Below are 26,546 nucleotides of genomic sequence, written 5' to 3' on the forward strand. Positions count from 1 at the left end.
CTCAGCTCGCCGAATAGCTGGTCTTGATCTGGGTGTAGAATTCGACGGCGGCGAAGCCCTGTTCCCGCGCGCCGTAGGAGGACTTCTTCGATCCGCCGAAGGGGACGTGATAGTCGACCCCGGCGGTGGCCAGGTTGACCATGGTCATGCCGGCGCGGGCGTTCCTCTGGAATTCGCGGGCGTGTTTCAGCGACTGGGTGACGATGCCGGCCGACAGGCCGAACTCCACGCCGTTGGCGACGGCGAGCGCCTCCTCGTAGCTGGCGACGCGGATGGTCGAGGCGACGGGGCCGAAGACCTCTTCATTGTTGATGCGGGCGTCGGCGGCGGTATCGGCGATCAGGGTCGGCTGGACGTACCAGCCGGGCGCGTCGAACGTCAGGCGCTCGCCGCCCGTGACGATGCGGCCGCCGGCTTCGCGGGCGATGTCGATGTATTTGTAGGAGGTCTCGCGCTGGGCCTCGGTCACCGCCGGGCCCATCTGGGTGTTGGGATCCAGCGCATCGCCGACGCGCAGGGCCGCGACCTTCTCGCCCAGGGCCTTGACGAAGCGGTCGTGGATGCCGTCCTGAACGATCAGGCGGCTGGAGGCGGTGCAGCGCTGGCCGGTGGCGAAGAAGCTGCCGTCCAGGGCGATGTTCACGGCCCGGTCCAGGTCGGCGTCGTCCAGCACGATCAGCGGGTTCTTGCCGCCCATTTCCAGCTGGACCCGCGCCTGGCGCCGGACCGCGCCCTCGGCGACGCCCGCGCCCACGGCTTGCGAGCCGGTGAACGAAATGCCGTCGATGCCCGGATGGGCGACGATGGCGCGGCCGACGTCGCCGTCGCCGATGACCATATTGACCACGCCCTTGGGCAGGCCGGCCTCATGCAGGACGGCGATCAGGGCCTCGGCCGTGGCCGGGGTCGGGCCGGCGGGCTTGATGACGACGGTGTTGCCGAAGGCGATGGCCGGCGCGATCTTCCACGCCGGAATGGCGATGGGGAAGTTCCAGGGCGTGATCAGTCCGAAGACGCCGACCGCCTGACGATAGGTCTGGATCTCCACGCCGGGGCGGGTCGAGGCCAGGTTCTGGCCGTGGACGCGCAGGGCCTCGCCGGCGAAATACTTCAGGATGCGGGCGGCGCGCATGGTCTCGCCGATGCCCTCAGGCAGGGTCTTGCCCTCCTCACGGGCCAGCAGGCGACCGATCTGGGCTGCGCGCTCCATGATCAGCGACCCGGCCTTGTCCAGCACGTCGAAGCGCACTTCCGGCGAGGCGTCGGACCAGCCGGGGAAGGCGGCGCGCGCCGCCTGAACGGCCTGATCCACCTCGGCGGCCCCGCCCTTGGGCGTGCGCGCCACCACGTCGCGCGTGTCCGACGGGTTCAGGCTCTCGCCCGCAAACGCGCCCGCGACCTTCTCGCCGCCAATCCAGTGCGTGAGGTCAAGCGTGTCGGTCATGGGGAAGTCCTTTTCATAAGGCTGACGGGCGGCGGGGGGAGCGCCGCCCGTTTCGGGGAGATGGGTATGGACGGGCGAAAAATCAGCCCGTCATGTCTTCCAGTTCGCGACCGCGCGTTTCCTTCACCCAGGCCTGGACCAGGAAGAAGGAGATCAATGCGCTGACCGCATAGAAGCCGTAGGTGATCACCAGGCCCAACGTTGCGGCCATCCACGGGAAGCTGACCGAGATGGCGAAGTTGGCGATCCACTGGGCGAAGCCGGCGACGGCCAGGGCCGAGCCGCGCATCTGGTTGGGGAACATCTCGCCCAGCATGACCCACATGACCGGGCCCCAGCTGAAGTTGAAGAAGACCACATAGGCGTTGGCGGCGATCAGGGCGATCAGGCCGGTGTTGTCGTCCAGATGCAGCGACCCGTCGATCAGGGCGGCGCGCGAGAAGCACCAGGCGACCGTGCCCAGGGTCACGAACATGCCCGCCGAACCGATCAGCAGCAGCGGCTTGCGGCCGATCTTGTCGATCACCGAAATGGCCGCAAGGCAAGCCGCGATCGACAGGACGCCGGACAGGATGTTGATTTGAAGCGCGTCGTTCTCGGAGAAGCCGACCGACTGCCACAGCACTGCGCCATAGTAGAAGACGATGTTGATGCCGACCAGTTGCTGGAACACGGCCAGGATCAGGCCGGCCCAGGCGATGGGGCGCACCTTCTTCGTCGCCGGGTCCAGCAGGTCGACGAACCTAGGCTTGTGGTCGGCGCTCAGCGAGGCGCGGATTTCCTGCACCTTGCGGGCGCCGGCCCCGGGTCCGAACAGTTTGGACAGCACGGCCTCGGCCTGGGCCTCCTTCTTCTTGGCGACCAGGAAGCGCGGGCTTTCCGGGATGACCAGCAGGGCAAGCAGATAGATGGCGGCGGGGATGACCTGCAGCCAGAACATCCAGCGCCAGGCGGGGAAGCCCAGCCAGAAGTCGGCGGTCGAACCGCCCGCAGTCGCCGCCAGCACATAGTTGGCGACGAACGCGCCGGTCAGGCCGGTGATGATCATGATCTGCTGCACCGACGACAGTCGGCCGCGGATCGAGGCCGGGGTCACTTCGGAGATATAGGCCGGCGACAGGACCGAGGCCGCGCCGACGCCCAGGCCGCCGATGAAGCGGGCGATAATGAAGTGGGCCGAGGTGTCTGCCGCACCGGCCCAGACAGCCGAGATGATAAACAGGACGGCGGCGATCTGCATCACCGTGCGACGGCCGATGGCGTCTGCCAGACGACCTGCGATGAAGGCGCCGACGGCGCAGCCCAGCAGGATGGCGCCGACGTTGAACCCGGTGCCGAGCGCCGACAGGTTGAAGGCCGCCTCCAGCCCGTCCTGGGTGCCGTTGATGACGCCGGAATCATAGCCGAACATGAAGCCGCCGATGGTGGCGACCGCCACGATCAGGGCGATGAAGGCCATGTTGACACGGTCGTCGCCCGCGATGTCGGGGCCTGAGCCCCCCGTCGGTCCTGCCATCTCGATGTAACCTCCCAAAGAGCCCGTCTGACGCGGGCGTTGAACGTCGCAGGAAAGCCTATCGCCAGCCTGCGTCCACGAAATACTCGTGGCCTGTAATCAAACGTGCGTCGTCCGAGGCCAGGAACAGGCCCAGGGCCGCGACGTCGTGGGGTTGGATTCGGCCGGGCAGACACTGGGCCGCGAGGATCTCGGCCTCCCCTTCGGGCGTGTACCATTTCATCTGACGCGGGGTCTGGACGTTGCCCGGCACGATGCAGACGACGCGCACGCCGTCGCCGCCCAGTTCTCGCGCCAGGGCCCGCGTCATGCCCTCGATCCCCGCCTTGGCCGTCTCGTAAAGCGACAGGTCGGGCAGGCCCAGGTGCCAGCTGATCGAGCCGAGGTTGATGATCACCCCCCGGCCTTGCGCGCGCATTCCCGGCGCGACCGACTGGGCCGCGAAATAGAGGTGACGCAGGTTCACATTGATCCGGTCGTCCCAGTAGTCGGTCGTGACCTCGGCCAGGGTGTGGCGATCGTCGTTGGCGGCGTTGTTGATCAGGACGTCGATGGGACCATGTTCGGCGACGACCTCCGCCAGACGCCCTTGCAGGGCGGCGATGTCGGTCAGGTCGCAGGGGCGGAAGGTCGGGGCCGGCGACAGCTCGGCCAGCGACGCCTCCAGCGCCCTGGAATCCGCCTCGGAGATGTCGAAGAAGACGACGCGGGCGCCCTGGCGCGAAAAGGCCTCGGTGAAGCCGGCGCCTATGCCCGAACCTCCGCCGGTGACGACGACCAGACGGCCCTTCAGCGACGGATAGATTGCGCCGCTCATGCGGTGGCTCCCAAGAGGCCACGACCGGCCAGATTACGCATCAGCTCCAGCACCCCGAACTTCCAGGGCGGGGCTTGGTCGCAGGTCGCAACGATGTTTTCCAGCACGCCTAGCTTCTCAGACGAGACGCGCACGCGGTCGCCGATCTTGTGGGTGAAGCCCTTGCCCGGCGCATCGCGGTCGTCGATCGGCGCGAACATGGTGCCGAGATACAGGGCGAAACCGTCGGGATACTGATGCGCGCTCAGGGTCTGGCGCACCAGTTCCTCGGGATCGCGACTGATCAGGCTCATCGAGCTTTCACCCGTCATGACGAAGCCGTCCGTCCCTTCGACCTCCAGCCGGACCGTGGCGGCGCGCACGTCGTCCATGCCGAAACCGTCGTCGAACAGGCGGATGAATGGGCCGACCGAGGCCGAGGCGTTGTTGTCCTTGGCCTTGCCCAGCAGCAGGGCTGAGCGGCCCTCGATGTCGCGCAGGTTGACGTCGTTGCCCAGGCTGGCGCCGACCGGACGGCCGGCGGGATCGCAAATGACCACCACCTCGGGCTCCGGGTTGTTCCAGGCCGAGTCCGAACGCACCCCGACCTCGGCGCCCCAGCCGACCGAGGCCAGCACCGGCGCCTTGGTGAAGATTTCGGCGTAGGGCCCGATGGCGACTTCGAGATATTGCGACCACAGGCCCTCGGCGATCAGTTGAGCCTTGACGGCTTCCGCCTGATCCGAGCCTGGACGCAGGTCCTTCAGATCACCGCCGATCCGTTCGAGGATGGACTGACGCACCGCGTTGGCCGCGTCGGCGTCGCCGCGCGCGCGTTCCTCGATCACCCGCTCCAAAGCCGAAACCGCAAAGGTGACGCCAGAGGCTTTGATACATTGCAGGTCCAGCGGAGACAGCAACTGCAGCCCTTGCGACGACCAGGCCGAGGCGACCGTCAGCGCGTCCAGCGGCCCCATATCCACGCCGGCCGCATCCAGATCGTCCAGCGCGGCCGCCTGGGCCGTCGTGGCGACATGGGTCGAAAGATCATACAGCCGCCCGCCGCGCGCCAGCACCGGCGATGGCCCCGCTTCCGTCATCACCCGTCCAAGCAGGCGCGCGTCGCGCCAGTCCGCTGGCAGGCATGAAACTAGATCCACAGTCGTCTCCTCTCCACGTTCTCCGACGTGGTAGCGCTAACATCTTTTAGCGGAAGGCGGATGTCAATCGCGCGGTGAGGCGGTGCTTTCGCGGGCGATGAATTGATGGGGGACCGGACCGTCCGCCTCCCCGCCCCGCCCCAGGATGACGGCGGCCGAACGGGCCATTTCGGCGACCGGCTGGCGGATGGTGGTCAGAGTCGGCCAGACGCTGGCGGCCAGGTAGGTGTCGTCGAAACCCGCAACGGAAATGTCGCCCGGGGTCGACAGGCCGGCGGCGTGTACGGCGGCCAGGACGCCGGCGGCCATGTCGTCGTTGCTGGCGAAGACGGCGCTCGGACGCTGGGGTCGAGCCAGCAGCCGCCGCCCGGCCTCGAAGCCGGATCGATAGGTGAAGTCGCCTGCCTCGACCAGCAGCGCCCCGCCCTCGACCGCATCGACGGCGGCCTGGGCGCCCGTGCGGCGATCCGCGCTGGCGCTCTGGTCCTGATGACCTTCCACGAAGCCGATGAGGCGGTGGCCCAGGTCCAGCAGATGGCGCGTCATCTCCCGCGCCGCGCCTTCATCGTCCACCCGCAGAGAGATCAGGCCGTCCCGATCAACAGGCGCGGCCAGGACCACGGCCTTCATGCCGCTCCTGGCGATGGCGTCCAGGGTCGCGGCCGACTCGCCCAGAGGCGGCGGCACGATCACCCCCTGCGCCCCGCCCGCCGCCAGCCGCTGAACCGCCTCGCGCTCCTCGTCCGGCGCCCCAGGTCGCGACGGCTCGATCAGCAGCAGAAGGCCCACCGACCGCGCCCCTTCGAGCGCGCCCGAGAGAACCTCGGCCAGATAGGCGTTGGACGGATTGGCGTAGAGCAGGCCGATCCGTCCGCCCCCGGCCCGCGCCAGGATCCGCGCGGCGGGGTCGGGCACATAGCCGGTGTCGCGAATGATCGCCTCGACCTTCTCGCGTGTCGCTTCGCGCACCCGCGCATCCCCATTGACCACGCGCGACACGGTCATCGGCGAAACGCCGGCCAGGCGCGCGATGTCGCCCATGGTGTAGTGGCGGCTTTGTACGATCTTGGAGTTCACGCATCAGAAAACATCACAAGTGGCCGCAGTGGTCCAGATGGCGACGAGGGCGGAGAAGGCCTTCGATTTTCTTATGCCCGGTCGATGCGTCTCTTAAAGGCCAACGTTTCACCGTCGAAAGGCCGGCCTCAGCTCAAGCCGTAGAATCGCATAGCGTTCTGTTGGAACACCCCATCTTCGCACCCAGGCGCCAACCTTGCGCAGATATCCCGCGAAAGACTCAGCCATTCGTCGTATTTTGCGCGGAGCGTCACCACCGGCCAGTCGCTTCCCCAAACGACCCTATCCGGACCGAAGAGCGCGAATACCGCCGCTGCCGCACGCCCAACGCCCCTCCCCTTCTCCACGCTGGCATCTCGACGAGGTCGTTTGCTCGATAGGGGGGAAGCGCATGTTTCTCTGGCGCGCCGTAGATGACGAGGGCGAGGTGCTGTGCATGCGTAGCCGAAGGCGGACATTGCCAACTTCCGCCTTGAGTCACGAACGGCGTGGCGGGTAGGGTCTTAGAAGCGCCAAAACTGGTCATTCAGTCAGCGCCGGAAACACGACATCCAGCTGCCGCAGGAACGTCTACTTTTCGGCCGATCGGCTGAGACTTCTTCAACGCTTCGCGGACGAAAGAAGTGTCCGCTCCAGGCCGCCTCGCTCAAAGTCTGAACTTGTCTCAGTAACAATGTCTTTAATCGAGCGAGGCTTGTAGCTTCCGGCGCAGGGCGACGACAGCGGGCCTCGGGGGACCGTCGCCATCTGGCCAGCGGCTCAGCACCTCATCCAGAGAGCGGGACGCCTCACCGGGATGCTGGATCGACATGAACAGCGTGGTTCCATCCGGGGTGAAGGCCGGTCCGCAGCATTCGGCTCCGATCGGAGGGCGATAGACCAGGCGAGGCCGGCCGGCGCCCTCCCCCTCCATCGGCATGACCCATAGGCCGTCCTCACCTCGATCGCCCGGGCCGTCGCTGCAGATCCACATCCGTCCCTGCGGGTCGAAGTTCAAATTGTCAGGGGCGAAGAACCGGTCCTGCGCCGCGACCGATGGATCAAAGGTGTCGTCGCTTCCGTCATGAGGGCCGCACAGCAGCATCACCCGCCATTCAAAGCGGTCCGCCGTCGGGTCGGGGCCGTCTGCGGCGTCCGGCGGCGTCAACTCCAACACATGGCCGTAGGCGTTGTTCGCGCGGGGATTGGCGTCATCCTGCTGGCCTGCCGTCCGCTCGTCGTTGCCGGTCAGGGCGACATAGACGCGCCCGGTCCTCGGGTCAGCCTGGTAGCCCTCGGGACAGTCCATCGGCGTTGCCCCCAAAAGATCGGCGGCGCGGCGGGTCTGGATCAACAGGTCGCCCTGGTCGGTGAAGCCGTTCTGGGGCGTCAGCGGCCCCTGGCCGAAGACGAGCGGCAGCCATTCCAGCACCCCCGACGCATCAAACCTGGCGACGGACAGCACGCCGTGGTCCAGCAGGTCGCGGTTGGCGGCTCGATCTTCCGGATCGAACTGATCGCGCGTGACGAAGCGGTACAGGTATTCGAACTCCCAGTCGTCGCCCAGATAGACGACCACCCGGCCGTTTGGCGCGACGGAACAATGGGCGCCCTCGTGCGCGAACCGGCCCAGGGAGGTTCGCTTGACCGGCGCTGCCTCGGGGTCGAACGGGTCCACCTCAACCACCCACTCGAAGCGGTTAGGCTCGTTCGGGGCGTGACGCAGATCGAAACGACGGTCGATGCGCGGCCAGCCGAAGGCGCCCTGCTCGGTGCTTTCATCGTAGTGATAGCGCGCCAGGAGCGCCTCGTCGGCCAGACCGCGAATGTCCCCGCCGAAGAAGTCGCGAGACCCCTCCTCTCCAGACAGGAAGGTCCCCCACGGCGTCATCCCGCCATTGCAATTGTCGTGGGTGCCGAACACCCATTCGCCGCTGGGGTCGGCGTCGGTTCTAAGCCGTGGATGCCCGGCAGCCGGTCCGGACAGGCGGATCGGCGTGCGCGCCGTAACGCGTCGCGCGTAGGGGCTGTCGATCCGCGTCGTCCAGGTCTCGCCCTGGCGACGGACCTCGACGACGCTGACGCCGATGGCCGACAGGGTAGCCTCCACCTGCGCATCCGACAGGGCGGCGTGCCCCTGATCTATTGAGACGCCGGGAAACATCATGTGCAGCGTCGGATATTCGTGGTTCACGACCAAGAGCCCGGCCTCTTCCGCCTCGGCCGTCTCCGGCAAGGGGAAATAGGCCAGATAGTCGTTATTGAAACCGAACCGACGCGCCGCCTCGTCCGCCGTCATCTCCACGGGATTCGGCGCCCCAGCCTCGGTCCACAGCGGGTCGCCCCAGCGGATCACCACCTGGCGGTCGTAGTCCGAAATCCAGGCGTCCGTTGGTCCGGGCAAGGGGTCGAACGCCTTGGGCTGACCGGCGAGCGCCGGCCTGATCCCGCCGGCGAGGACGGCCAGACCGGCGGTCCCGATCAGAAGCCGCCGCCGGTCGATCAGGGCGCCCAGGGTTTCCTGCCCGGCCTCGAGACGACGCAGGCTGGTGCGGCCCTTGTCGTCCCGAACGCGCAGCAGGCGCCCGCCGCTGTCAGAAGCGGACATTGATCCCCGCGGTGACCGAACGACCGACGTAGGTCGCGCCTTCCAGCAGGCCGGTCGAGCCGAAGCGCTCGTCCACCACCGGGTCGCTGCCGTCGTTCAGCACATCGACGGCGTCCAGGGACAGTTTGACGCGGTTGTTCAGGCGATACGACAGCTGGACGTCCAGCGACCCATAGGCCTCCTCGACGATCCGTGTGTTGTAGGTCGAGAACCGCACGGCCTGATCGTCACGCCAAGAATAAGCCAGCGCGCCTTCGATCCCATATTTCTGATAGGTCACAGCGGTCGTGTAAAAGAGTTCGGGCGCATAGAAGAAATCACCCTTGCCCGCCCCCTCGACGCCCGGATCGGCCTCGCTGCGCTGGACCGTCATGTTGGCGTAGACGCCCAGTCCGCCCCAAGCCCCCGGCAGGTCGGGGAAGTTGCGCACCAGCTTCAGCTCCAGGCCATAGATCGTCGCATCCTCGCCGTTGGCATAGGTGATGACGTCGTCGATCTCCTTGCCCGCCAGACGCGGATCGTTCTCGAACCGCGCGCGGTCCGCCTCGGTTTCCGGCGCCACGCCGCTGAAGATGAACTTGTCGATGTATTTCGCATAGGCGCCGACCGAGATCAGGCCGACGGTGTCGAAATACCGTTCGAAGCTGAAGTCCAGATTGTGGGCGTAGGCAGGCTTTAGGCCAGGATTGCCGACGGTGACGTCGACCTCTCCATCCTCCTCCTCGATCTCGATTGCGCCGGACATGTAGAGCGGCTCGGGTCGCGCGATCGAGGTGTAGTAGGCGGCGCGGAAGACGCTGTCCGTGCCGGGGCGATAGTTGAACTGTACGCGCGGCAGGATCGAGAGGTAGTCGCCCTTGCCCGTGGTCTGTCCATAGACCGGATCCTCGTCCTCCAACTCGATCAGTTCGTAGTTGTCGGATTCGACGCGGGTGTAGTCGATGCGAAGCCCGCCCGTCAGGTCCCACGCATCGCGCTCGACTTTGCCCATGACATAGGCGCCGAAGATGTCCTCACGACTGGTATAACTGTCCTCGTCTACCGGAACGTCGCCGTCCTCGACATATTCGTTGGTGAAGTCGGGATTGGTGGCGGCCAAGTTCAGGCCGTATTCGCGCCAGTTCCGAACGCGATCCCAATTCAGCGACAGGAAGGCAGGATAGGGCGCGCCCGACTTCGACACGTCCACCAGGTCCCCGATGCCGAACTGCCTCAGCGTCAGCGGGCCGGTCAGTTCCAGGACATTGCCCTCGAACAACGTCCGCTCGGACCGTTCGAACTTCACGCCCGCCTTGACCCGGCTCAGCCAGGATCCGGCCAGATCATAGGTGACGTCGAACGTCCCCGCCGTGCGCCGATTGCGCGACGTGTCGATGTCGATGTCGTTGTAGCCCAGCGTGTAGCTGTCGGGATTGGCGATGGTAGCTCGATCGTTCGCCGTCAGGTTGGGAATGGGGAAGCCGTTCTGCTGCGCATAGCCCAGCAGATTGCTCTCCAGCTCGGCCGGGAACGCGACCTCGTTGTCGAAGGGCTCTTCACGCAGCGCTTCGGAGAAGCCCAGGCTGTAGTCAAAGGTCAGCGCGCCGGCGCGGGTCTGGCCCCGAAGCACATAGGCCTGCTGGGTCAGCTCGGTCTCTTCATATTGGTTGAAGATATTGGCGGTGCCCGGCTCGGTCAGGATAAGCGCGCCGTCGTCGTCATACTCGTCAGTGCCGGCTTGCAGGTAGAAGGCGCGGCTCTGCTCCTTGTCATAGAGGCGATTGTAGCTGGCCTTGAAATCCAGATCGGTGTTGTCGGACACGCGCCAGCTCAGCGCCAGATTGGCCGACAGGGTCTCGCGCTCGTTCTGGTATTCCGTCTGATGGTACTGGATCGGCGTGATGCCCGACGAGGGATCGTCCTCGACGAAGGCCAGCTGGTCCTCGTCGTTGTAGAAGACATAGCCCTGGGTCTGACGCTCGGCGCGCGCGACCGACAGCAGAACGCCGAACTGGTCCTGATCGCCGAAGCGGTTCGCCAGAGTCATTTCCCCGATGACGCCGGTCTTGCCACGCAGCTCCTGATGGAAGCCGCGCGCGGTGAACTCGGCGACCGGTCCGGCGAAGTCGAACGCCGTCGCCGTCTCCAGCTCGACCGCTCCGCCGATGCCGTCCGAGTCCTGCTCAGGTGTCAGGGTCTTGTGGACGGTGATGGAGGCCAAGGCGCTGGTCTGGATCATGTCGAGCGGGACGCGACGGTTTTCCTTCTCAGGCTGGGCCGCGTTCATGCCGTTGACCTGAGTGTTGTTCAGCCCGCTGTCGAGACCACGGATCGAGACGTAACGACCGTCGCCGCCTACGACCTCGCGCTGCACCGTGACGCCGGGCAGGCGACGCAGCGACTCGGCCGCGTTCAGATCGGGGAAACGACCGGCCTGGTCAGCCGAAACGACGTTGCGGGTGTTGTCCGCCGAGCGCTGGGCGCTGAGGGCGCGCGCCTGGCCGGCGCGACGACCGGTGACGACGATGTCGGCGACCGTTCCCGGCTGGCCGTCGACGCTGACATCGCCCAGGGTCACATCCGCGGAGACCGGCGCTTCGCCCACGACGACCGAGACCACCGCCGTGGCGAAGCCGACATAGTCGATCTTGAGCGTCTTGGGACCGGACGCAAGCGCGCCGAACCGGTAGCGACCTTGCGAGTCCGTGACAGCGACGGCACCCGTCTCTTCCACCCGGACCTGGGCCCCGGCCACCGGCGAACCGTCATGCCCGCTGCGAACCTCGCCGGAGACGGCGCCGGCCGCAGACTGGGCCACTACGGGCGTGGCGAGCGCCAGAGGCACTGTCGCTGCGGACAGGAGAAGAACCGAGCGTAGCCCCGCGACTCCGGCAAGCGCAATCAAACTTCCAGACATGAGCAATCCCCACGCCCCCGGGCACCGGAGACGCCTTGCAATCCGCCCGGGCGGACGGAGAAAATGATGGAACGCAGCCTCTAAGCCCTGGTCCGTCCCCCCATCGGACGCCCCGCTCATCTAGAGCTGCGAGACGTCGCTCAGCATGACGCTGGCGGGAGCGGCGAAAGTTGCCGGTAAGCTGCAGAGTGGTGCGTAGCAAGCTAGCGCTACAGTATGATGACGGGCCGCCACCGTCATGAAGTCGCGGAAGCCCATGCCATTCTCCGGGCACTGTCAGTCTACTGCTATGGGGCCGCGTCACCTACGAGATGGAGAGCTACTGGCCGGACATCGCCTGCGGCGACTAGGCAGCGCCGCCGGCGACCCGCGAATGGGCTGTCAAGCTGGAGGCCAAGCCGAAGTATGTCCTTTCGTCCACGCGAACGGACTTCCCCTGGACCAACAGCCAGCACATTGTCGGCGACCTACGCGGGGGCGTACAGCAGCTCAAAGACGCGAACCCGGTCGGCGTCCTCCTCGGCAGCGGCCTGCTCGCGACGGCGTTGGACAGATTGGATCTGATCGATGAGTACGAGTTCCTCGTCCATCCTCGGATCGCCGGCCATGGCCTCACTCTCTATCAGAGCGGGCTGTCGGCCGCGCGACGTCTGGCGCTTGTCTCGGCCAAGCCGCTCAAGAATGGCGCGGTCGCAATGCATTATTGCCGCGAACGGCGACAGCGCCGCGTCGGAGCGAGGCGGACATCTGCTCGCAGCCCACTTTCCGTGAATGGCGCTCAGACGCAGAACGCCCTGCCCTGCCTCATTCCCAGAGGTCTTCTATGCGCCAGAAGCATGCATAATCGGGCGGTCCTGCTAAGGGGCAAGCTCCCATAATATTCTCGGCTCAGTCCGAGATAAAGGGAGACGACGATGTTCTATGCTGCATTGGATGTGTCGCTGCGCCCGGTGGAGGTCTGCATCATTGATGACGACGGAAAGGTTCGCTTCGAGCGATCCGTGCCGTCGGATGTGCCGGACCTGGCGCGTTGCCTGAAGGAATTCGGAGAACCGATCCATCAGGTTGGCCGGAGGCTGGCACACTTACCCAGCACCTGACCTATGGCCTTCGGGAGGCCGGCTTCGACGTCGTGTGCATGGAGGCGCGACAGGTCGCGGCAACGCTCTCAGCGATGCGCAACAAGACGGACAAGCATGACGCCCGCGGCATCGCCAAATCTTTCGGGCGGGCTGGTACAACCGCGTGCATGTTAAGAGCGTTGAGAGCCATCACCTCCGAGCCCTGTTGGCCAGCCGAAAGGTCATGCAGCCCAAGTGCATCGATCTGGAGAACGAGATCCGTGGACTGCTGAAGGTGTTTGGCGTGAAACTGCCCATGCGGTTGTCGCGTGGAGTCTTCGACCTCGCCGTACGAGACACCATTGAGAGCGACCCTGCCCTCAGCCATGCTCTCCTGCCGATGCTGCAAGCCCGACAAGTGCTGTTCGACACCTTCATGGAGTTGGACCGACGCGTGAGAAAGCTGCTCATGAAGACGAGGTATGCACCCGGTTCATGGGCGTGCCCGGTGTGGGCGAGATCACCGCTCTCAGCTTCAAGGCCGCCATCGATGATCCTGCCCGCTTCAAGAGCTCGCGCACCGTCGGTGCCCACTTCGGCCTGACACCTCGCCGTTACCAGTCCGGCGAGAAGGACAATCCCGGGCGCATCTCCCACGCCGGCGACTCCGATGCGCGCGCAACCCTCTATGCTGCCGCCAACGCCATGCTGATGCGCTCAATCAAGTGGTCGAGCCTGAAAGGCCTGGGGCATGCGCCTCATGAAAACCAAGGGCCGCCGGCGTGCCATCGTGGCGGTCGCCCGAAAGATCGCTGTCGTCCTGCATCGCATGTGGGTCGATGGTACTGAGTTCCGGCTCGGATCGGAGGCTACGACATGACCTGACCAAAGCCTCAGACCGATCCTGGCCGGATCGTCCCATGCGGATGACGGGATGGATGAAGCCGAAAATGACTGCTGCGCTTCGAGCGCGTCCAAAAGCGAGGCTCTCCAGAACTCTGATCCCATGCATACGTGCAGCGGCTCCGCTCGCAAGGGGCCATACAGACTGCGAAGAGAAGCGTGACCCGCGTGATCGATCAGGCCGACAAGGATCACAAACGAGCTTGACCCCCATGCCCGGTTAGAGAAGCGGACATTCACCTCTCCGCGAAAAGCAGACATTTCCGGATGGCGCAACGCTCGCTCCCCAGCTGATAAGTACGTCACCGGCAGGATGATGTAGATATACCCTTGGGTTCGAGCTCTCACCTTCAGGACTACGCCGCGTCGCGACATCCACTGAGCCGCGGTTCCAGTCGGCGGGATTTCGACCGCGAGTTTGAAACGTCGTCAGTTCGAAAAGCCTAGATCGCCATATCGCTTTCGGATTTTCCGGTGGAGCTAACGCGCCCCACCGGAAGACTTATGTTCAGAACCGCTTCGTCAGCTGCACGCCGTAGGTGCGCGGTTCATTGACGAAGGCGGTCAGGTTGTTGAAGTCGATGCCGCCGATCACGTTCTCTTCGTCGGTGATGTTGCGAACGTAAGCGGCCGCTTCGATGCCGCGGTTCAGGTCGCGCCAGCCCGCGCGCAGGCCGCCTTCGAACGCCGTGTCCTGCATGAACTCGACCAATTCATAGAGGAACAGGTTGAAGTCCTTCTGCATGACCCAGTCGGTCGAGGCGAACAGCTCGGTGTCGTTACCCAGCGACCGGACATAGTTCAGCGTCAGGTTGGCGGTGTACTCCGGCGCCTGCGGGAAGGGGTTGCCGTCGATGTTGGCGCGACGGGTCGTGCCCACAGTGACGATCGGATCAGTGACGGTGCAGTTGGCGCCGCAGATGGCCACCAGCAGGTCGCTGTCCTTGATCTCGGTGTGGTTCCAGGCGGCGCCGGCCGACAGGCTGAAGCCCGCGCCCAGATCGATGTCGCCGTCCAGTTCCAGGCCGTAACCCTCGCCCTTGTCGGCGTTGATCAGACGGTTGGAGTTGTCCGCGCCGCCGATGGCGGTGAACTGCATGTCGCTGACCTCATAGACATAGGCCGTCGCGTTGAAACGCGCGCGGCCATCCAGCAGGCGGGCCTTCAGTCCGGTCTCGTAGGACATGACCGTCTCGGAGTCGGCCGTGGTCAGGACCGGCAGGTTGCGGCCCTGGATCGACGGACCGCGGTAACCCTTTGCCGCGCGGGCGAACAGGTTGAGGCTGTCGTTGACCTCATAGAGGGCGCTGACGTCCCAGCTGACCTGTTCATCGCCGACGGAAACGGCGCCCGTGCCGCCGGCGCCCGTCCCCAACACGATGCGCCCGTTGTAGTCGCGGTTGTCGTCGGTGTAGCGGACGCCCGCCGTCACCTTCAGGGCTTCCGTCAGCTTGTAGCTGCCCTGACCGAACACCGACCACGAATCCGACTTCTGCACGATGTCGGTCACCCGCGTTGGTGCGGGGTTTCCCGTGCCGTTGAAGGTGCCGGAGACCAGGTTGATCCGCTCGTCCCAATAGAAGGCGCCGACCTGCCAGCCGATCCGGCTGTCGCCGTTTGACGCCAGGCGCAGCTCATAGGTGTTCTGCAACAGGTCGCTGGAGAGGGTGCCGGTCTCGGAGTTGAACGGAGTCTTGTAAGGGGCGGTCGCCGGAGCCGTGGCCACGCCGCCGTCGATGTCGCCGTCGCCCTGAGACCAGCCCTGGTAAGAGCCGACGATGCCGGTCAGGGTGGCGGGGCCGAAATCATAGGCGACCTGCAGCGACTGCGAGGTCGTCTTCTGTTTCTGGAAGTTGTTGCGGCCGCCGTCGTAATAGACGGTGTCGCGATCGAAGTTTCCGTTCAGTTCGTTCGAACCCTTGGTCAGGGCGTTGGCGCGGTTCATCGTGCCCGTGCCGTCATAGTCGCGGGCCTGCAAGGTCAGCAGGGTCGAGAGACGATCGGTCGGGGTCCAGGCGACGTGGACGCGCGCGGCCAGATCGTTGAAGCCGCCCAGATCGTCCTTGTCCGCGTTGGCGAAGGACGGGTTGAAGGCGTTGTTCACCCAGTCGTCGCGATGATTCCACAGGATGGCGCCGCGCACTTGGAGTGTGTCCGACGCCGGCAGGGTGACGGCGGCCTCGGCCCGGGTCGAACCCAGGTTGCCGTAGGTCAGCGAGCCGAAGCCGGTGAAGTCGTCCGAGGGTTTGACGGTGTCGATCTTGACCACGCCGGCCGGCGTGTTGCGGCCGAACAGGGTGCCCTGCGGACCGCGCAGAACTTCCAGCTGCTGCACGTCGAAGAGGGGGAAGCCCTTCAGATAAACGCTCTCCAGCACGACATTGTCCAGCACGACCGAAACCGGCTGGGAAGCGGTGAAGTCGAAGTCCACATTGCCCAGGCCACGGATGTAGAAGCGCGGCGCGTAGCGGCCGTTCGAGCTTTCGACCTGAAGGCTGGGCACGCGCGCCGACAGCGACAGGATGTCGGCGCCGCCGGCCGAAACGTCCTGCAGGGTCTGGGTGTTCAGGGCGGTGACGGCGAACGGCACCTCGCGGATGTTCTCGCTGCGACGCTGGGCGGTGACGACGATGTCGTCGACGCCGGCGACGGTGTCCGTCGTCTGGGCGAGAACCGAGCCGGCGCTCAGCAGGGCGATGCCGCTGACGGTGGCGGCCAGAAGGGCTTGGCGAAGCATGGGCGAGATTTCCTTGGCGACAGGGAGGAGGACTTGTCGCGCGACGCCGTAGAGCTTCGCAGCGACGGCCGCTAGTGCAGAGCGCGCCTGTTTCTTGAACCTTTGAAGACGCAGCCACACTCGTGTGACAATCTGTCATGCGTAGGCTTGGGCAGCGGATGCCGGCATTGTGCCGAGAGGGGCGAAATGCGATGTTGAAAGCGTGCGTGAGTCCGCTCCGCACGCCCTCCCAGACATCGTTTGGATCGCGTATGCCCCTCGTCACGCCCTCCCGTCGCCGGCTCCTGCAACTCGCCGGGGCGACGGCGTTCGCGCCCGGGCTGATCGGCATGAAACGGACGGATGTGATCGGCCGCGTGCTGGCCGTATCCGACATGCATTCGGCCTATGAGCGGACCGCCCAGTTGCTGGCCGCCTTCGAGAGCGAAGTCCGCTCCAACCCCGTCCCCCATGTCATCGCCATCGACGGCGACATCTTCGAGCACGGCAATGTCGTCGCCGTGCGGTCGGGTGGCGTGGTGGACTGGGCCTTCCTGGCGGCCTTGCCGGCGATCGCGCCGACGGTGTTCAACCTGGGCAATCACGACAACGACCTGACCCCCGACCTGGCCCAGGTCGTCGCCCGGATGAAGAGCCTGGGCGTTCATGTCGTCAGCACCATCGGTGATACGCGCACGGGCGCCGGCTATGCAGACCCGTCCACGACGATGCCGTTCGGTCGCCGTTCGCTGCGGGTCGTGGGCATGGCGACCGACTCGCTGGGCACCTACCCAAAGGCCTCGCGCGAGCAGCTGTCGATCCCGGCCGCCGCCGACTGGGCGACGGCCAATCTCCCCGACAACCTGTCCGGAGCCGATCTGGTCCTGGTCATGAGCCACGCCGGGGTGGCGGCCGACCGGGACATCCTGCCGTTATTGCCGGACGGCAGTCTGATGATCGGCGGTCACAACCACCTGCTGTTCCAGCATCGCCAGGGCCGCAGCGCCTATGTCCACACCGGCTCCTGGACCGCCGCCTATACGGTGGCCGAGTTCCTGTCCGACGGCTCGGTCACGGCCATGTCCCGGCCGGTCGCGCTGGACGACCCCGCGTCTCCCGCCCTAGCGGACCTGATCGCCGCGACCCTGACCGCCAACCTGACCGACGATGAGCGGGCCATCCTGGGGATCAGCCCTCGTGCCCTTTCACTGGGCGATACAGGTCGACTTGTCGCCGCCGGCCTTGCCGACGCGGCCGGCGCCGACGCCGGCTTCATCGGCCACACTACTCTAGGCACCGGCGTTCCGGCCGGGCCGATCAGCCGCTACGTCTTCGATTCCATTGTCCGTTTCGACGGAAAACTGATGGTCGCCACCGTCTCGCGCGCCCAGTTCGACGGCTTCATCGCCCGCGCCAACCAGGACCGCGCCATGCCCCTGGCCGACCGCAGCGGCGACTTCCTCTATGCCCCGGCCATTTCAACAACATTCAGGCCGGTCCGCATCGTCACCACGGACTGGTGCGCGACTAACCAGCAGGAATATTTCGGAACGACCGACCTCAGCTTCGAAGAAGTGACGGGGCCGACGGTCAAGACGTCATCGGCCGCCGCCCTCATGAAAGCCGAACGATTCGCTTAGAGGCAAAGCTGCCATCCGCATCAAGGATGCTTCTCGGCTTTCTGCCTGTTCGGGACAATGACCGCTTCCCACCGATACTGCTGAAAGAGTCGGCGAGCCCGCCGTGGGCGGCCCATTCACGCGCCGCTCGCATTTTCCGCCGTTCCAGCCGCTACCTGACTTTTTCAACAGTATCCGCCAGATGCGGACATTGTCACTTCGCCCAAAAGTGGAAGTTCCGTGAAGGAAGGTGTTGGCGAAAGGTTGCCACTGTCAAAGACATTTGCGTCCCTCCGTCGCCAAAGCGGATATGCCTTGGCTTCGCTTGTGGTTCATCACCACCTCTGCCCGACGAACTTATAGGCGATGTCCTCATCTATGCGACTGTTCCCATTTGTGAGACGCCGCCCAGCATCTCTGCCGGGCGACTTTTCCAGCTCGGCTGATCAGGACTGGATGAAGGCCAGTAGGTCCGGGTTGATGACGTCGCCGTGCGTCGTCAGCATGCCATGCGGGAAGCCTGGATAAATCTTGAGCGTGCCATTCGGCAGCAGGGCGGCGGCTTTGACGGACGCATCCTTGTAGGGGACGATCTGATCGTCGTCGCCCTGAAGGACCAGGGTCGGCACGGTCATAACCTTCAGCTCTTCGGTGAAATCGGTTTCCGAGAAGGCCTTGATGCCGTCGTAGTGGGCCTTGGCGCCGCCGGTCATGCCTTGACGCCACCAGTTGTCGACCACCGCCGGCATCTGCGTCGCGCCCGGACGGTTGAAGCCGTAGAAGGGGCCGGAGGCGACGGCCTTGTAGAATTCGGCGCGGTTGGCCGCCAGGCTGGCGCGGAAGCCGTCGAACACCTCGATCGGCGTGCCTTCCGGGTTGGCGGCGGTCTTCAGCATCAGCGGCGGGACGGCGCTGACCAGCACGGCCTTGGCGACCTTGCCTGCGCCGTGTTTGACGACATAGCGAACGACCTCGCCGCCGCCGGTCGAGTGACCGATGTGGACCGCGTTGGTCAGTCCAAGATGCTCATAAACCGCAGCGGCGTCGGCGGCGTAGTGATCCATGTCGTGGCCGTCTGAGACCTGGGTCGAGCGACCATGGCCGCGCCGGTCGTGCGCCACGACGCGGAAGCCCTTCAAGACGAAATACATCATCTGGGCGTCCCAATCGTCCGAGCTCAGCGGCCAGCCGTGGTGGAAGACGATGGGCTGGGCGTCCTTGGGGCCCCAGTCCTTGTAGAAGATTTCAACGCCGTCCGATGTGGTGACGTAGGCCATGGTGTCGTCTCCGTTTGAAAATGCCGAGGCGGTCGAGGCCGCCGAGGCGAGGGAAGGAAGAAGGGAGGAAAGTCCGAGCGCGGCGCCCCCGGCCAGAAGGCCGCGACGAGACGCCTGGGGGAAGTCGGATACGAATGCCGTCATTTGCACAGGTCCCAGTGGGTCACGCGGTGCGGCCGCGCCCGTAAGCGACTCCAGCAGATTGACCCTGGGGTCCGGCGCGGTCTTGGACCGAACCGCTGCACTTGGCGCCGTTGCATCGGCGAGCGTGTCAGGCGGCCATGCGACTCTCGCGACGCCATTGGAACGGTGTGGTGTCCAGGTGGCGGCGGAACAGGCGGGTCAGGTGGGCCTGATCGGCCAGGCCACAGGCATCGGCGATCTGACACAGGCTCTCGTCGGTCTGAAGCATCAGGGTCTTGGCCTTATCCAGGCGGCGACGCATGACATAGGCGTGCGGTGTCTCGCCGGTCGTGACCTTGAAGGCGCGGCAGAAATGGCTGGGGCTGAGGCGAACACGCGTGGCGAGGTCCTCGACATAAATCCGCCCGTCCAGGCTGGCGTCGACGAAGGCCGCCACCTGCTTCATCTGCCAGGGCGCCAGCCCCCCGCGCGTCGGTCCGCCGGCGCGGACCGGTTCACGCGACCGATCATAGGCCTCGCCCGACCACACCGGCAGGGCGCGCAGCAGTGCCTGGAGCTGACCCACGCCGTGGCGCGCGGCGGCGGCGTTGCGATCCAGCGCGCCTTCGACTTCAGCCAGAATGCGGAACGCGGTCGGTCCCAGGTTTTCCACCGTCGGCGCGCCGATGCGGGCTTGCGGGAAGGTAACGAGTGCGTCGGTCATGGCGGCCTCCAGGGATTTGTCCTGCACCCAAACTGATCGACCCCGCCCTGGTCCGCCATCGCACGAAGGGGTGGTGGAATACCGACTTGGTCTTGCCCCCCTATCCTTTGGTAGGGGTTTGGGCCGCGCGGGTTTCATCCAAGCTTGCAAACGCCGCTTCAGCGATGATGTCGTCATCGCCAGCTTGAAGGATCGCCATGTCATCCGCCGACCCCATGATCACGGACGACCCCTATGCCCGCACGGCCCAGGTCTATCCCCGGCTGAGCGATGAGATGATGGCGCGCGTGCGAAACTACGGCGAGGAGGAAGCCGTCGCCGCAGGTCAGGTGCTGTTCCGGCGCGGCGATCGACGGGCGGACTTCTTCGTTGTGGTGACGGGCGAGATCGCCATCGTTCGCCAAAGCGACACTGGCGGCGACGAGATCTTGATCACCCACCAACCGCATCAGTTCACTGGCGAACTGGACCAGGTGTCGGAACGCGCGCTGCTGGTCGAGGGGCGCTCGACGGCAGACGGCCGGGTGATCCGCGTGCATCACAGCGACCTTTCGCGGTTGATGTCGTCCGAACCGGACATCGGCGAGCTGATCATGCGCGCCTTCATCCTGCGTCGGATGGGCTTCCTCTATCACGGCCAGGCGGGCGTGGTTCTGATCGGAGAGCCCAATGACGGCGACACCCAGCGACTGGAGCGGTTCATCATCCGCAACTCCTACCCGCTGCGCACCGTCGACCCCAAGACGGACCCGGCCGCCGCCAATCTGATGGAGATCTTCTCCGTCGGCGAGGGCGATCTGCCCGTGGTGATCTCGCCCGACCGTGCGGTGCTGTCCAACCCCAGCCTGCCGGACCTGGCCGACCACCTGGGCCTGACCGAGCGGTTCGACCCGGCCGAAGTCTGGGACGTGGTGGTGGTCGGCGCCGGGCCTGCAGGTCTGGCGGCGGCGACCTATGCCGCGTCGGAGGGGCTCTCGACGGCGGTGATCGAGACCCTGGCCCCCGGCGGTCAGGCAGGCACCAGCTCAAAGATCGAGAACTATCTGGGCTTTCCCACCGGCATCTCAGGCCAGGCCCTGGCAGGGCGCGCCCTGGTTCAGGCGCAGAAGTTCGGGACCCGCATGTCCATCTCTCGCGCCGCCGTGGCGCTGGACTGCGCGGCCCATCCCTTCACGATCCGGCTGGAAGACGATCAGGTCGTTCAGGCCCGCGCCGTGGTGGTGGCGACCGGCGCCCACTATCGCAAGCTGGATGTCCCGGAGTATGCCCGGTTCGAGGGGCACGGCATCCACTACGCCGCTACCGCGATGGAGGCGAAACTCTGCAGCGGTCTGGACGTGGTCGTGGTCGGGGGCGGAAACTCGGCCGGACAGGCAGCCATGTACCTGTCGCAGCACGTCGGCCATGTACATCTGCTGGTGCGGGGGCCGGGGTTGGCGGCGACTATGTCGGACTATCTGGTCCAACGTATACACCGCTCGCCGCGCATCACCCTGTATGCCCACAGCGAGGTGACGAAGCTTGAGGGCGCTCATCTGTTGTCCGGCGTGATCTGGACCGACCGATCGACGGGCGCCCAGACGCAGGTGCCGGCGCACGCTCTCTTCATCATGATCGGTGCACGCCCCAATACGGACTGGGTCAAGGACTGCCTGCCGCTGGACGACAGCGGGTTCGTGATCACAGGCATACCGTCCGAGACAGCGCCCGGCGCCTCACCTTACGAGACCAGCCGGCCGGGAATCTACGCCGTCGGCGACGTGAGATCCGGCTCGGTCAAGCGCGTGGCGGCGGGGGTGGGCGAAGGCTCGGTCGTGGTCCAGGCCATCCATGCCTATCTGGCGAGCGTCGATCAGGATTGAAGCGAACGACAACGGCCGCCTCTCGAACGAGGCGGCCGTTCGATACGGCGTTCAGAAGAAGCGCGGGATCGGTCCCGGATGAGCCGTCGGCGCGCCGATATCCACCTCCTGCTGGTCGATGTAGCACCAGCCCCAGCCCTCGGGTGGATCGTAACCCTCGATGATGGGGTGCCGGGTCGCCTCGAAATGCGCACGGGCGTGGCGGTTCGGCGAGTCGTCGCAGCAGCCGACGTGCCCGCACTCGCGACACAGCCGCAGATGCACCCACCAGCTGCCGATCTTCAGGCATTCCTCGCATCCCGCCGCGCTGGGCGTCACATGCGCGATGGTGTTCAGATGGGAGCAGGTCATGGCGGCCTCGGTCACAGGTTGAGCGCGCGGTCGAGACAGCGCGACAGATCATCGGCGGAACACGGCTTTTCCAGATAACAGCACGCCCCCTCCGCCAAGGCCCGCGTGCGGGTCATCGCGTCGGGAAAGGCGCTCATGAAGATCACCGGCAGCGCGGGTCGACTGGCGCGTATCACCCGCTGCAGGGCCAGGCCGCTCAAGCCGGGCATCTGCATGTCGGAGATCACGCAATCGACCACCTCGTTCGACACTGCCAGAAAGTCCTCGGCGGAGTCGAACGCGCGCACCTGAAGCCCCATGGACCGCAGCAGTCCTGTCAGACTGGAACGAACCATGCTGTCGTCATCGACGACTGCGACCAGAGGGGGCGACTGCATTTTACGATACTCGGCGACCGCCAAAGGCGAGCCAGTCAGGGTGATCAGACGTTTCCGCGACGGCTGGTCTCGAACAGAAACCAGACGCGGCGTTCGGTCTCGTCGATCCAGTTTTCCAGCAGGCTGGTGGTCGCCACGTCGCCCAGATCGCTGGTGATGGTGTGGACGGCGCGCATGCGCTGGGCCAAGTCGGCGTTGTCGTCGCGCAGCTCGGCCAGCATGTCCTCGGGGCTGACATAGTCGGTGTCGTTGTCCAGCACGCGCTGCAGCGTCCTGATCTGGCCAATGGAGCGCAGGGTCGTTCCGCCGATCTTGCGCACGCGTTCGGCGATCGGATCGGTCATGGCGATGATCTGGTCGCCCTGATCGTCCAGCATCAGGTGATAGTCGCGGAAGTGCGGACCGGACATGTGCCAGTGAAAGTTCTTGGTCTTCAGATAGAGGGCGAAGACATCGGCCAGCAGGGCGTTCAACGCGCCGCCGATGTCCTGCGTCGCTTCGGTCGTCAGACCCGTCGGGGTCCGAAGCGGCGCCAGGCGGCGGGTCTTGAGGGCTTGATCATCCATGTCGCGGTCCTTTCGGGGCTTGTCCGTTGATTGCACCCTAGGCCGGCGTGTCGGAAACCTATTGCTCGCGCCCTCTGAAATTTGGACGCAAATGCGGACATCGGATCGCCCGCCCCATCCTTTCGTTGCCGCCGCGTCGCTCCCTGCCGTAAGCGTGGGCGGCAAGCAGGGGAGAAGCAGGCGTGATGTCAGTCCGAACGGATCAGGCGCGACCCTGGCCTGCCTCCAAGGCGCTGCGCCGCCTGCGGCTTTGGATCAGCCCTCCGCTGATCCTGGCCATCTTCCTGCTGGACACCTTTACGCCTCTGATCAGCGCCGTCGCCGTCTTCTACGTCGTGCCGCTGCTGATGCTGGGCGAGTTCCTGTCCGTGCGAAAGATCCAGTTCCTGTTTGCGGGAATGATCGGGCTGGCGACCTTCAGCCTCCTGTACGACCACGGACCCAACCCGGAATTCGCCACCCTGCTGCGGTTTTGCGTCAGCATCGCCGCCATCAGCATCACCGGCCTTCTGGTCGTCAGGACCTTGCGGGACCGCCAGACGCTGCTGAGCCAGGCAGCGGCCTTGCGGGTCAGCGAGGCGCGCTATCGCAACATCTTCGATACCCTGGCCGTCGGCATATGGGAGCACGATCTCGCCCCGCTTACGATAGCCCTGCGGCGGCTGCGCGAGACGGGGGTTGAGGATCTACGCGGCTATCTGATGCAGCGCCCCGAGTTCGTTCGCGAAATCCAGCAGATGATTCCGATCACCGATGCCAACGACACGGCGCTGAAGCTGCTGGGCGTCGAACGCAAGGAAGACTTCTTCCAGACGCTGGCGGAAATCCTGCCGCCGACGGGCGGCAGCTTCATCGACTTCCTGGTCGCGTTCGAAGAGGGACACAGCTACTATCAGGCCGAGACCGATGTGCTGGACCGGCACGGTCGCACCATACCGATCATCGTCGCCATCACCTTCCCGCCGCCCGGCGGCGAAACCGATCGGATCCAGGCGGTCATCCTGAACATCGCTGAGCGTCGTCGCCTTCAGCTCGCCTTCGACCTGGCCAAACAGGAGGCCGACCAAGCCCTGCGCGCCGCCGCCATGGGCGAGCTGTCGGCCTCCATCGCGCACGAGGTGAACCAGCCGCTCGCCGCCATCATGACCTCTTCCGAAGCGGCCCTGCGCTGGATGGACCGGTCCCCACCCAATCTGGACGAGACGCGTGAAGCCCTGGCCGACGTCCTGCATGCCACCCGCCACGCCACCGGCGTGGTGAAGCGGGTGCGCAAACTGGTCAGCCGCAACAGGCCAGAGACCGAACGGGTGGCCATTGACGTGCTGACGACTGAGGCGTTGAGTCTGGTCCATCACGATCTCGGCCGCATGAGCATTACGATCAGCGCGCAACTGGCCGCCGCCGACGCCGTCATCCAGGCGGATCGCGTCCTGTTGCAACAGGTGGTGGTCAATCTGGTGATGAATGCGGCCCAGGCCATGACTGCCGCAGAAACGCCCGGTCCGACCGTCGCTGTGCGAACCCGCCTGCACGACGGCCAGGCCGTCATCGACATCATCGACAATGGCCCGGGGTTCGACGCCGACAGCGCCCTGCGCGCATTCGACGCCTTCTACACTACCAAGGCCGAGGGGATGGGCCTGGGCCTGGCGATCTGCCGTTCGACCGTCGAGGCGCACGACGGAACCATCGCCATCATCTCCGAACCGGGCGCCGGCGCCCGGCTGTCGATTTCCTTGCCAGTCCTTGTCGATTGACAGTCAGGCGCGGGCCTTGGGCGTCAGGTCTTGAGACAGCCGCACGAGATCCGCGACCGTGTGGACCTGCATCTTCCGCATCAGGCTTGATCGGTGCAGTTTGACGGTGACCTCGCTCAGACCCAGTTCGGCCGCCGCCTGCTTGTTCATCAGCCCGCCGACGACCAGGTCCATCACCTGCCGCTCGCGCGGCGTCAGTTGGGCATAGCGCGCCTCGACGCCGGCCACGTCCCCGGCGCGTTCTCGCGCTCGACGGTCGCGCTCCAGGGCTTCGTTGACAGCGTCTATCAAGTCCTGATCACGAAAGGGCTTGGTCAGGAAGTCCACAGCCCCGGCTTTCATCGCACCCACGGACATGGGCACATCGCCATGTCCGGTGATCACAATGACCGGCGTCGTGACGCCCTGCGCCGCCAGCGCTTTCTGGAAGTCCAGTCCGCTAACACCCGGCATTCGGACGTCGGTGATGATGCAACTGACCCGGTTGGGGGCCTGAGCCGCCAGAAAGGCTGTCGCGGACTCATAAAGAGTGGTCGCCAAACCGATGGATCGAAACAGAGAATCCAGGGCGCGTCGCACCATCGGATCGTCGTCGATCACGATCACGACCGGCGCATCCTGTTCAGTTCCGGCCAATCGCCCCTCCCGGATGATCCACGTCCCACCTGCCTACGGAAGCTGAGCCGTCAGATCAATCCAGTGCAAGCTCGACCAAGGGCTAGGACAGGCCGACGGTTCGATTCCAGGCCATCAGGCTGTGAACCTGAAGCGCGACAGCAATCGCCGCCGCAACGGCCCCCAGCACGACCACGCCAGTCCAGCCGAACCGCGACCAGGCGACCGTGGCGATCGCCGAACCCGCCGCGCCGCCCAGGAACATGGAGCCCATGAACATGGTGTTGATTCGGCTGCGCGCCTCAGGCCGCAGGGCGTAGACGACGTGCTGGTTCGACACGAGGGCGCTCTGCACGGCGAAATCGAGCAGTATGACCCCGACGACCAGACCGGCGATCGAGGTCCAGGCGCCGAAGAGTATCCAAGACGCCAGGGTCAGCAGCGCCCCCAGCGCGATCACGTCATGCGGCCCGCGCCGGTCCGCCACCCGGCCCGCGATCGGTGCGGCGATGATGCCGACCGCCCCGACCACGCCGAACAGGCCCGCCACATCGGAGCCCAAGCCAAAGCGCGGCTCCTGCAACCGCAACGCCAGTATGGTCCAGAATGCGGCGAAGGCGCCGAACAGCAGCGCCTGGGTAAGGGCGGCAAGCCGCAGGGCCGGGAACTCGCGCCACAGGTCGATCAGTGTGCGAAGCAAGGCGGGATAGGACAGTCGGCTATCGGGCCGGCTTGTGGGCAGGGCTACAAACATCAATCCGCCGGCCATCAGGGCCAGCGGCGCGCCAGCCAGAACATCTCACGCCAGCCAAAGTGCGCGCCGACGAAGCCCACCAATGTCCGGCTGAGAAGGATGCCGCACAGGACGCCTGACATGACCGTTCCGACCGTCGCGCCCCGCTTTGCCGGCGACGAAAGGTGGGCCGCAAACGGCACGATCTGCTGTGCGACGGTCGCCGTCACCCCCACCACCAGCGAGGCGACGATGACCAGGGCCGCACCGGGCGCCGCCGCCGTCGCCGCCAGCGCAAGGGTCAGCAGGACGAACGGTGCTGTCAGTGTAACGCTAACTTGTCCCACTTCAGGGCCGCTTAAGGGTCTGATCGGAGATCGCATTTC

Annotated in this window: 23 protein-coding genes and 1 pseudogene; 6 read left to right on the plus strand and 18 right to left on the minus strand. The window is 65.6% G+C overall.

Annotated features, from left to right (window positions below; translation table 11 throughout):
- Position 1: 1 nt before the first annotated feature.
- From ACZZZD_RS06210 to ACZZZD_RS06235, 6 genes are all read right to left on the minus strand, one after another.
- Positions 2 to 1,444 (minus strand): aldehyde dehydrogenase family protein, encoded by a 1,443-nt coding sequence (locus ACZZZD_RS06210; protein ID WP_463433613.1) that lies wholly within the window; start codon positions 1,442 to 1,444, stop codon positions 2 to 4.
- Positions 1,445 to 1,526: 82 nt separating this feature from the next.
- Positions 1,527 to 2,960, minus strand: coding sequence for a sugar porter family MFS transporter (locus tag ACZZZD_RS06215; RefSeq protein ID WP_463433614.1), 1,434 nt, complete (start codon positions 2,958 to 2,960; stop codon positions 1,527 to 1,529).
- 58 nt (positions 2,961 to 3,018) lie between these two features.
- A complete protein-coding gene (locus tag ACZZZD_RS06220; protein WP_463433616.1) occupies positions 3,019 to 3,777 on the minus strand; it encodes an SDR family NAD(P)-dependent oxidoreductase in 759 nt (252 codons plus the stop codon).
- Positions 3,774 to 4,916, minus strand: a complete 1,143-nt coding sequence (locus ACZZZD_RS06225) for a fumarylacetoacetate hydrolase family protein (RefSeq protein WP_463433618.1) — start codon at positions 4,914 to 4,916, stop codon at positions 3,774 to 3,776. Before ACZZZD_RS06225 ends, ACZZZD_RS06220 begins: the two co-directional genes overlap by 4 nt.
- A gap of 63 nt (positions 4,917 to 4,979) precedes the next feature.
- Entirely contained in the window at positions 4,980 to 5,993 is a 1,014-nt protein-coding gene (locus ACZZZD_RS06230) for a LacI family DNA-binding transcriptional regulator (RefSeq protein WP_463433620.1), read from the minus strand.
- A gap of 128 nt (positions 5,994 to 6,121) precedes the next feature.
- On the minus strand, positions 6,122 to 6,340 hold the full coding sequence (locus ACZZZD_RS06235) for an amidohydrolase family protein (RefSeq protein ID WP_463433622.1): 219 nt from the start codon (positions 6,338 to 6,340) through the stop codon (positions 6,122 to 6,124).
- On the opposite strand from ACZZZD_RS06235, the pseudogene ACZZZD_RS06240 reads away from it, so the two are divergent.
- A pseudogene (locus ACZZZD_RS06240) lies at positions 6,316 to 6,483 on the plus strand (DDE-type integrase/transposase/recombinase); the annotation flags it as partial. The gene ACZZZD_RS06235 and the pseudogene ACZZZD_RS06240 overlap by 25 nt on opposite strands.
- Positions 6,484 to 6,672: 189 nt before the next feature.
- On the opposite strand, the gene ACZZZD_RS06245 reads toward ACZZZD_RS06240, so the two are convergent.
- The 3 genes from ACZZZD_RS06245 to ACZZZD_RS06255 form a co-directional block, all read right to left on the minus strand.
- Positions 6,673 to 8,580, minus strand: a complete 1,908-nt coding sequence (locus ACZZZD_RS06245; protein ID WP_463433624.1) for a PhoX family protein — start codon at positions 8,578 to 8,580, stop codon at positions 6,673 to 6,675.
- Positions 8,567 to 11,377 carry a TonB-dependent receptor gene (locus tag ACZZZD_RS06250; protein WP_463433626.1) on the minus strand — a complete coding sequence of 937 codons (2,811 nt, stop codon included), beginning with the start codon at positions 11,375 to 11,377 and terminating at the stop codon, positions 8,567 to 8,569. The genes ACZZZD_RS06245 and ACZZZD_RS06250 overlap by 14 nt, the downstream gene beginning before the upstream one ends.
- A gap of 566 nt (positions 11,378 to 11,943) precedes the next feature.
- Positions 11,944 to 12,084: a hypothetical protein gene (locus ACZZZD_RS06255; protein ID WP_463433628.1), complete on the minus strand. Its 141-nt coding sequence runs from the start codon at positions 12,082 to 12,084 to the stop codon at positions 11,944 to 11,946.
- Positions 12,085 to 12,390: 306 nt separating this feature from the next.
- Here ACZZZD_RS06255 and ACZZZD_RS06260 point away from each other — a divergent pair, with 306 nt between their 5' ends.
- Together ACZZZD_RS06260 and ACZZZD_RS06265 are read left to right on the plus strand one after the other, a co-directional pair.
- Positions 12,391 to 12,576 (plus strand): hypothetical protein, encoded by a 186-nt coding sequence (locus ACZZZD_RS06260; protein ID WP_463433630.1) that lies wholly within the window; start codon positions 12,391 to 12,393, stop codon positions 12,574 to 12,576.
- 471 nt (positions 12,577 to 13,047) lie between these two features.
- Positions 13,048 to 13,386 (plus strand): transposase, encoded by a 339-nt coding sequence (locus ACZZZD_RS06265; protein WP_463433632.1) that lies wholly within the window; start codon positions 13,048 to 13,050, stop codon positions 13,384 to 13,386.
- A 562-nt stretch (positions 13,387 to 13,948) separates the two neighbouring features.
- Here the strand turns inward: ACZZZD_RS06265 and ACZZZD_RS06270 are convergent.
- Positions 13,949 to 16,177: a TonB-dependent receptor gene (locus ACZZZD_RS06270; protein ID WP_463433634.1), complete on the minus strand. Its 2,229-nt coding sequence runs from the start codon at positions 16,175 to 16,177 to the stop codon at positions 13,949 to 13,951.
- A gap of 329 nt (positions 16,178 to 16,506) precedes the next feature.
- On the opposite strand from ACZZZD_RS06270, the gene ACZZZD_RS06275 reads away from it, so the two are divergent.
- Positions 16,507 to 17,796: a metallophosphoesterase gene (locus tag ACZZZD_RS06275; protein WP_463433636.1), complete on the plus strand. Its 1,290-nt coding sequence runs from the start codon at positions 16,507 to 16,509 to the stop codon at positions 17,794 to 17,796.
- A gap of 425 nt (positions 17,797 to 18,221) precedes the next feature.
- On the opposite strand, the gene ACZZZD_RS06280 is transcribed toward ACZZZD_RS06275, so the two are convergent.
- Together ACZZZD_RS06280 and ACZZZD_RS06285 are read right to left on the minus strand one after the other, a co-directional pair.
- The gene (locus ACZZZD_RS06280; protein ID WP_463433638.1) at positions 18,222 to 19,052 is read right to left on the minus strand and encodes an alpha/beta fold hydrolase; all 831 of its coding nucleotides are present in this window, start codon (positions 19,050 to 19,052) and stop codon (positions 18,222 to 18,224) included.
- 271 nt (positions 19,053 to 19,323) lie between these two features.
- Entirely contained in the window at positions 19,324 to 19,899 is a 576-nt protein-coding gene (locus tag ACZZZD_RS06285) for a helix-turn-helix transcriptional regulator (protein ID WP_463433640.1), read from the minus strand.
- Between the two features lie 197 nt (positions 19,900 to 20,096).
- On the opposite strand from ACZZZD_RS06285, the gene ACZZZD_RS06290 reads away from it, so the two are divergent.
- A complete protein-coding gene (locus ACZZZD_RS06290; RefSeq protein WP_463433642.1) occupies positions 20,097 to 21,761 on the plus strand; it encodes an FAD-dependent oxidoreductase in 1,665 nt (554 codons plus the stop codon).
- A gap of 51 nt (positions 21,762 to 21,812) precedes the next feature.
- Here the strand turns inward: ACZZZD_RS06290 and ACZZZD_RS06295 are convergent, their stop codons facing one another.
- The 3 genes from ACZZZD_RS06295 to ACZZZD_RS06305 are packed head-to-tail and all read right to left on the minus strand — an operon-like array spanning position 21,813 to position 23,055.
- Positions 21,813 to 22,112: a UBP-type zinc finger domain-containing protein gene (locus ACZZZD_RS06295; protein WP_463433644.1), complete on the minus strand. Its 300-nt coding sequence runs from the start codon at positions 22,110 to 22,112 to the stop codon at positions 21,813 to 21,815.
- 11 nt (positions 22,113 to 22,123) lie between these two features.
- Positions 22,124 to 22,513: a response regulator transcription factor gene (locus ACZZZD_RS06300; protein WP_463433646.1), complete on the minus strand. Its 390-nt coding sequence runs from the start codon at positions 22,511 to 22,513 to the stop codon at positions 22,124 to 22,126.
- Between the two features lie 20 nt (positions 22,514 to 22,533).
- Positions 22,534 to 23,055 (minus strand): Dps family protein, encoded by a 522-nt coding sequence (locus tag ACZZZD_RS06305; RefSeq protein WP_463433648.1) that lies wholly within the window; start codon positions 23,053 to 23,055, stop codon positions 22,534 to 22,536.
- A 185-nt stretch (positions 23,056 to 23,240) separates the two neighbouring features.
- Between ACZZZD_RS06305 and ACZZZD_RS06310 the strand changes: the two genes are divergently transcribed.
- A complete protein-coding gene (locus tag ACZZZD_RS06310) occupies positions 23,241 to 24,812 on the plus strand; it encodes a sensor histidine kinase (protein ID WP_463433650.1) in 1,572 nt (523 codons plus the stop codon).
- 3 nt (positions 24,813 to 24,815) lie between these two features.
- Here the strand turns inward: ACZZZD_RS06310 and ACZZZD_RS06315 are convergent, their stop codons facing one another.
- The 3 genes from ACZZZD_RS06315 to ACZZZD_RS06325 form a co-directional block, all read right to left on the minus strand.
- Positions 24,816 to 25,448, minus strand: coding sequence for a response regulator transcription factor (locus ACZZZD_RS06315; protein ID WP_463433652.1), 633 nt, complete (start codon positions 25,446 to 25,448; stop codon positions 24,816 to 24,818).
- An 82-nt stretch (positions 25,449 to 25,530) separates the two neighbouring features.
- Positions 25,531 to 26,127 carry an MFS transporter gene (locus ACZZZD_RS06320; protein WP_463433654.1) on the minus strand — a complete coding sequence of 199 codons (597 nt, stop codon included), beginning with the start codon at positions 26,125 to 26,127 and terminating at the stop codon, positions 25,531 to 25,533.
- 68 nt (positions 26,128 to 26,195) lie between these two features.
- A complete protein-coding gene (locus ACZZZD_RS06325) occupies positions 26,196 to 26,507 on the minus strand; it encodes a hypothetical protein (RefSeq protein WP_463433656.1) in 312 nt (103 codons plus the stop codon).
- Positions 26,508 to 26,546 lie beyond the last annotated feature (39 nt).

Source organism: Brevundimonas sp. AC546, assembly GCF_979258305.1.

What these genes read in the sequence shown, in the direction of transcription:
- ACZZZD_RS06210 (WP_463433613.1), bottom strand. Translation starts at nt 1,444, where the DNA reads ATGACCGACACGCTTGACCTCACGCACTGGATTGGCGGCGAGAAGGTC.
- ACZZZD_RS06215 (WP_463433614.1), bottom strand. Translation starts at nt 2,960, where the DNA reads ATGGCAGGACCGACGGGGGGCTCAGGCCCCGACATCGCGGGCGACGAC.
- ACZZZD_RS06220 (WP_463433616.1), bottom strand. Translation starts at nt 3,777, where the DNA reads ATGAGCGGCGCAATCTATCCGTCGCTGAAGGGCCGTCTGGTCGTCGTC.
- ACZZZD_RS06245 (WP_463433624.1), bottom strand. Translation starts at nt 8,580, where the DNA reads ATGTCCGCTTCTGACAGCGGCGGGCGCCTGCTGCGCGTTCGGGACGAC.
- ACZZZD_RS06255 (WP_463433628.1), bottom strand. Translation starts at nt 12,084, where the DNA reads ATGGCCGGCGATCCGAGGATGGACGAGGAACTCGTACTCATCGATCAG.
- ACZZZD_RS06260 (WP_463433630.1), top strand. Translation starts at nt 12,391, where the DNA reads ATGTTCTATGCTGCATTGGATGTGTCGCTGCGCCCGGTGGAGGTCTGC.
- ACZZZD_RS06270 (WP_463433634.1), bottom strand. Translation starts at nt 16,177, where the DNA reads ATGCTTCGCCAAGCCCTTCTGGCCGCCACCGTCAGCGGCATCGCCCTG.
- ACZZZD_RS06275 (WP_463433636.1), top strand. Translation starts at nt 16,507, where the DNA reads ATGAAACGGACGGATGTGATCGGCCGCGTGCTGGCCGTATCCGACATG.
- ACZZZD_RS06280 (WP_463433638.1), bottom strand. Translation starts at nt 19,052, where the DNA reads ATGGCCTACGTCACCACATCGGACGGCGTTGAAATCTTCTACAAGGAC.
- ACZZZD_RS06285 (WP_463433640.1), bottom strand. Translation starts at nt 19,899, where the DNA reads ATGACCGACGCACTCGTTACCTTCCCGCAAGCCCGCATCGGCGCGCCG.
- ACZZZD_RS06290 (WP_463433642.1), top strand. Translation starts at nt 20,097, where the DNA reads ATGTCATCCGCCGACCCCATGATCACGGACGACCCCTATGCCCGCACG.
- ACZZZD_RS06295 (WP_463433644.1), bottom strand. Translation starts at nt 22,112, where the DNA reads ATGACCTGCTCCCATCTGAACACCATCGCGCATGTGACGCCCAGCGCG.
- ACZZZD_RS06305 (WP_463433648.1), bottom strand. Translation starts at nt 23,055, where the DNA reads ATGGATGATCAAGCCCTCAAGACCCGCCGCCTGGCGCCGCTTCGGACC.
- ACZZZD_RS06310 (WP_463433650.1), top strand. Translation starts at nt 23,241, where the DNA reads ATGTCAGTCCGAACGGATCAGGCGCGACCCTGGCCTGCCTCCAAGGCG.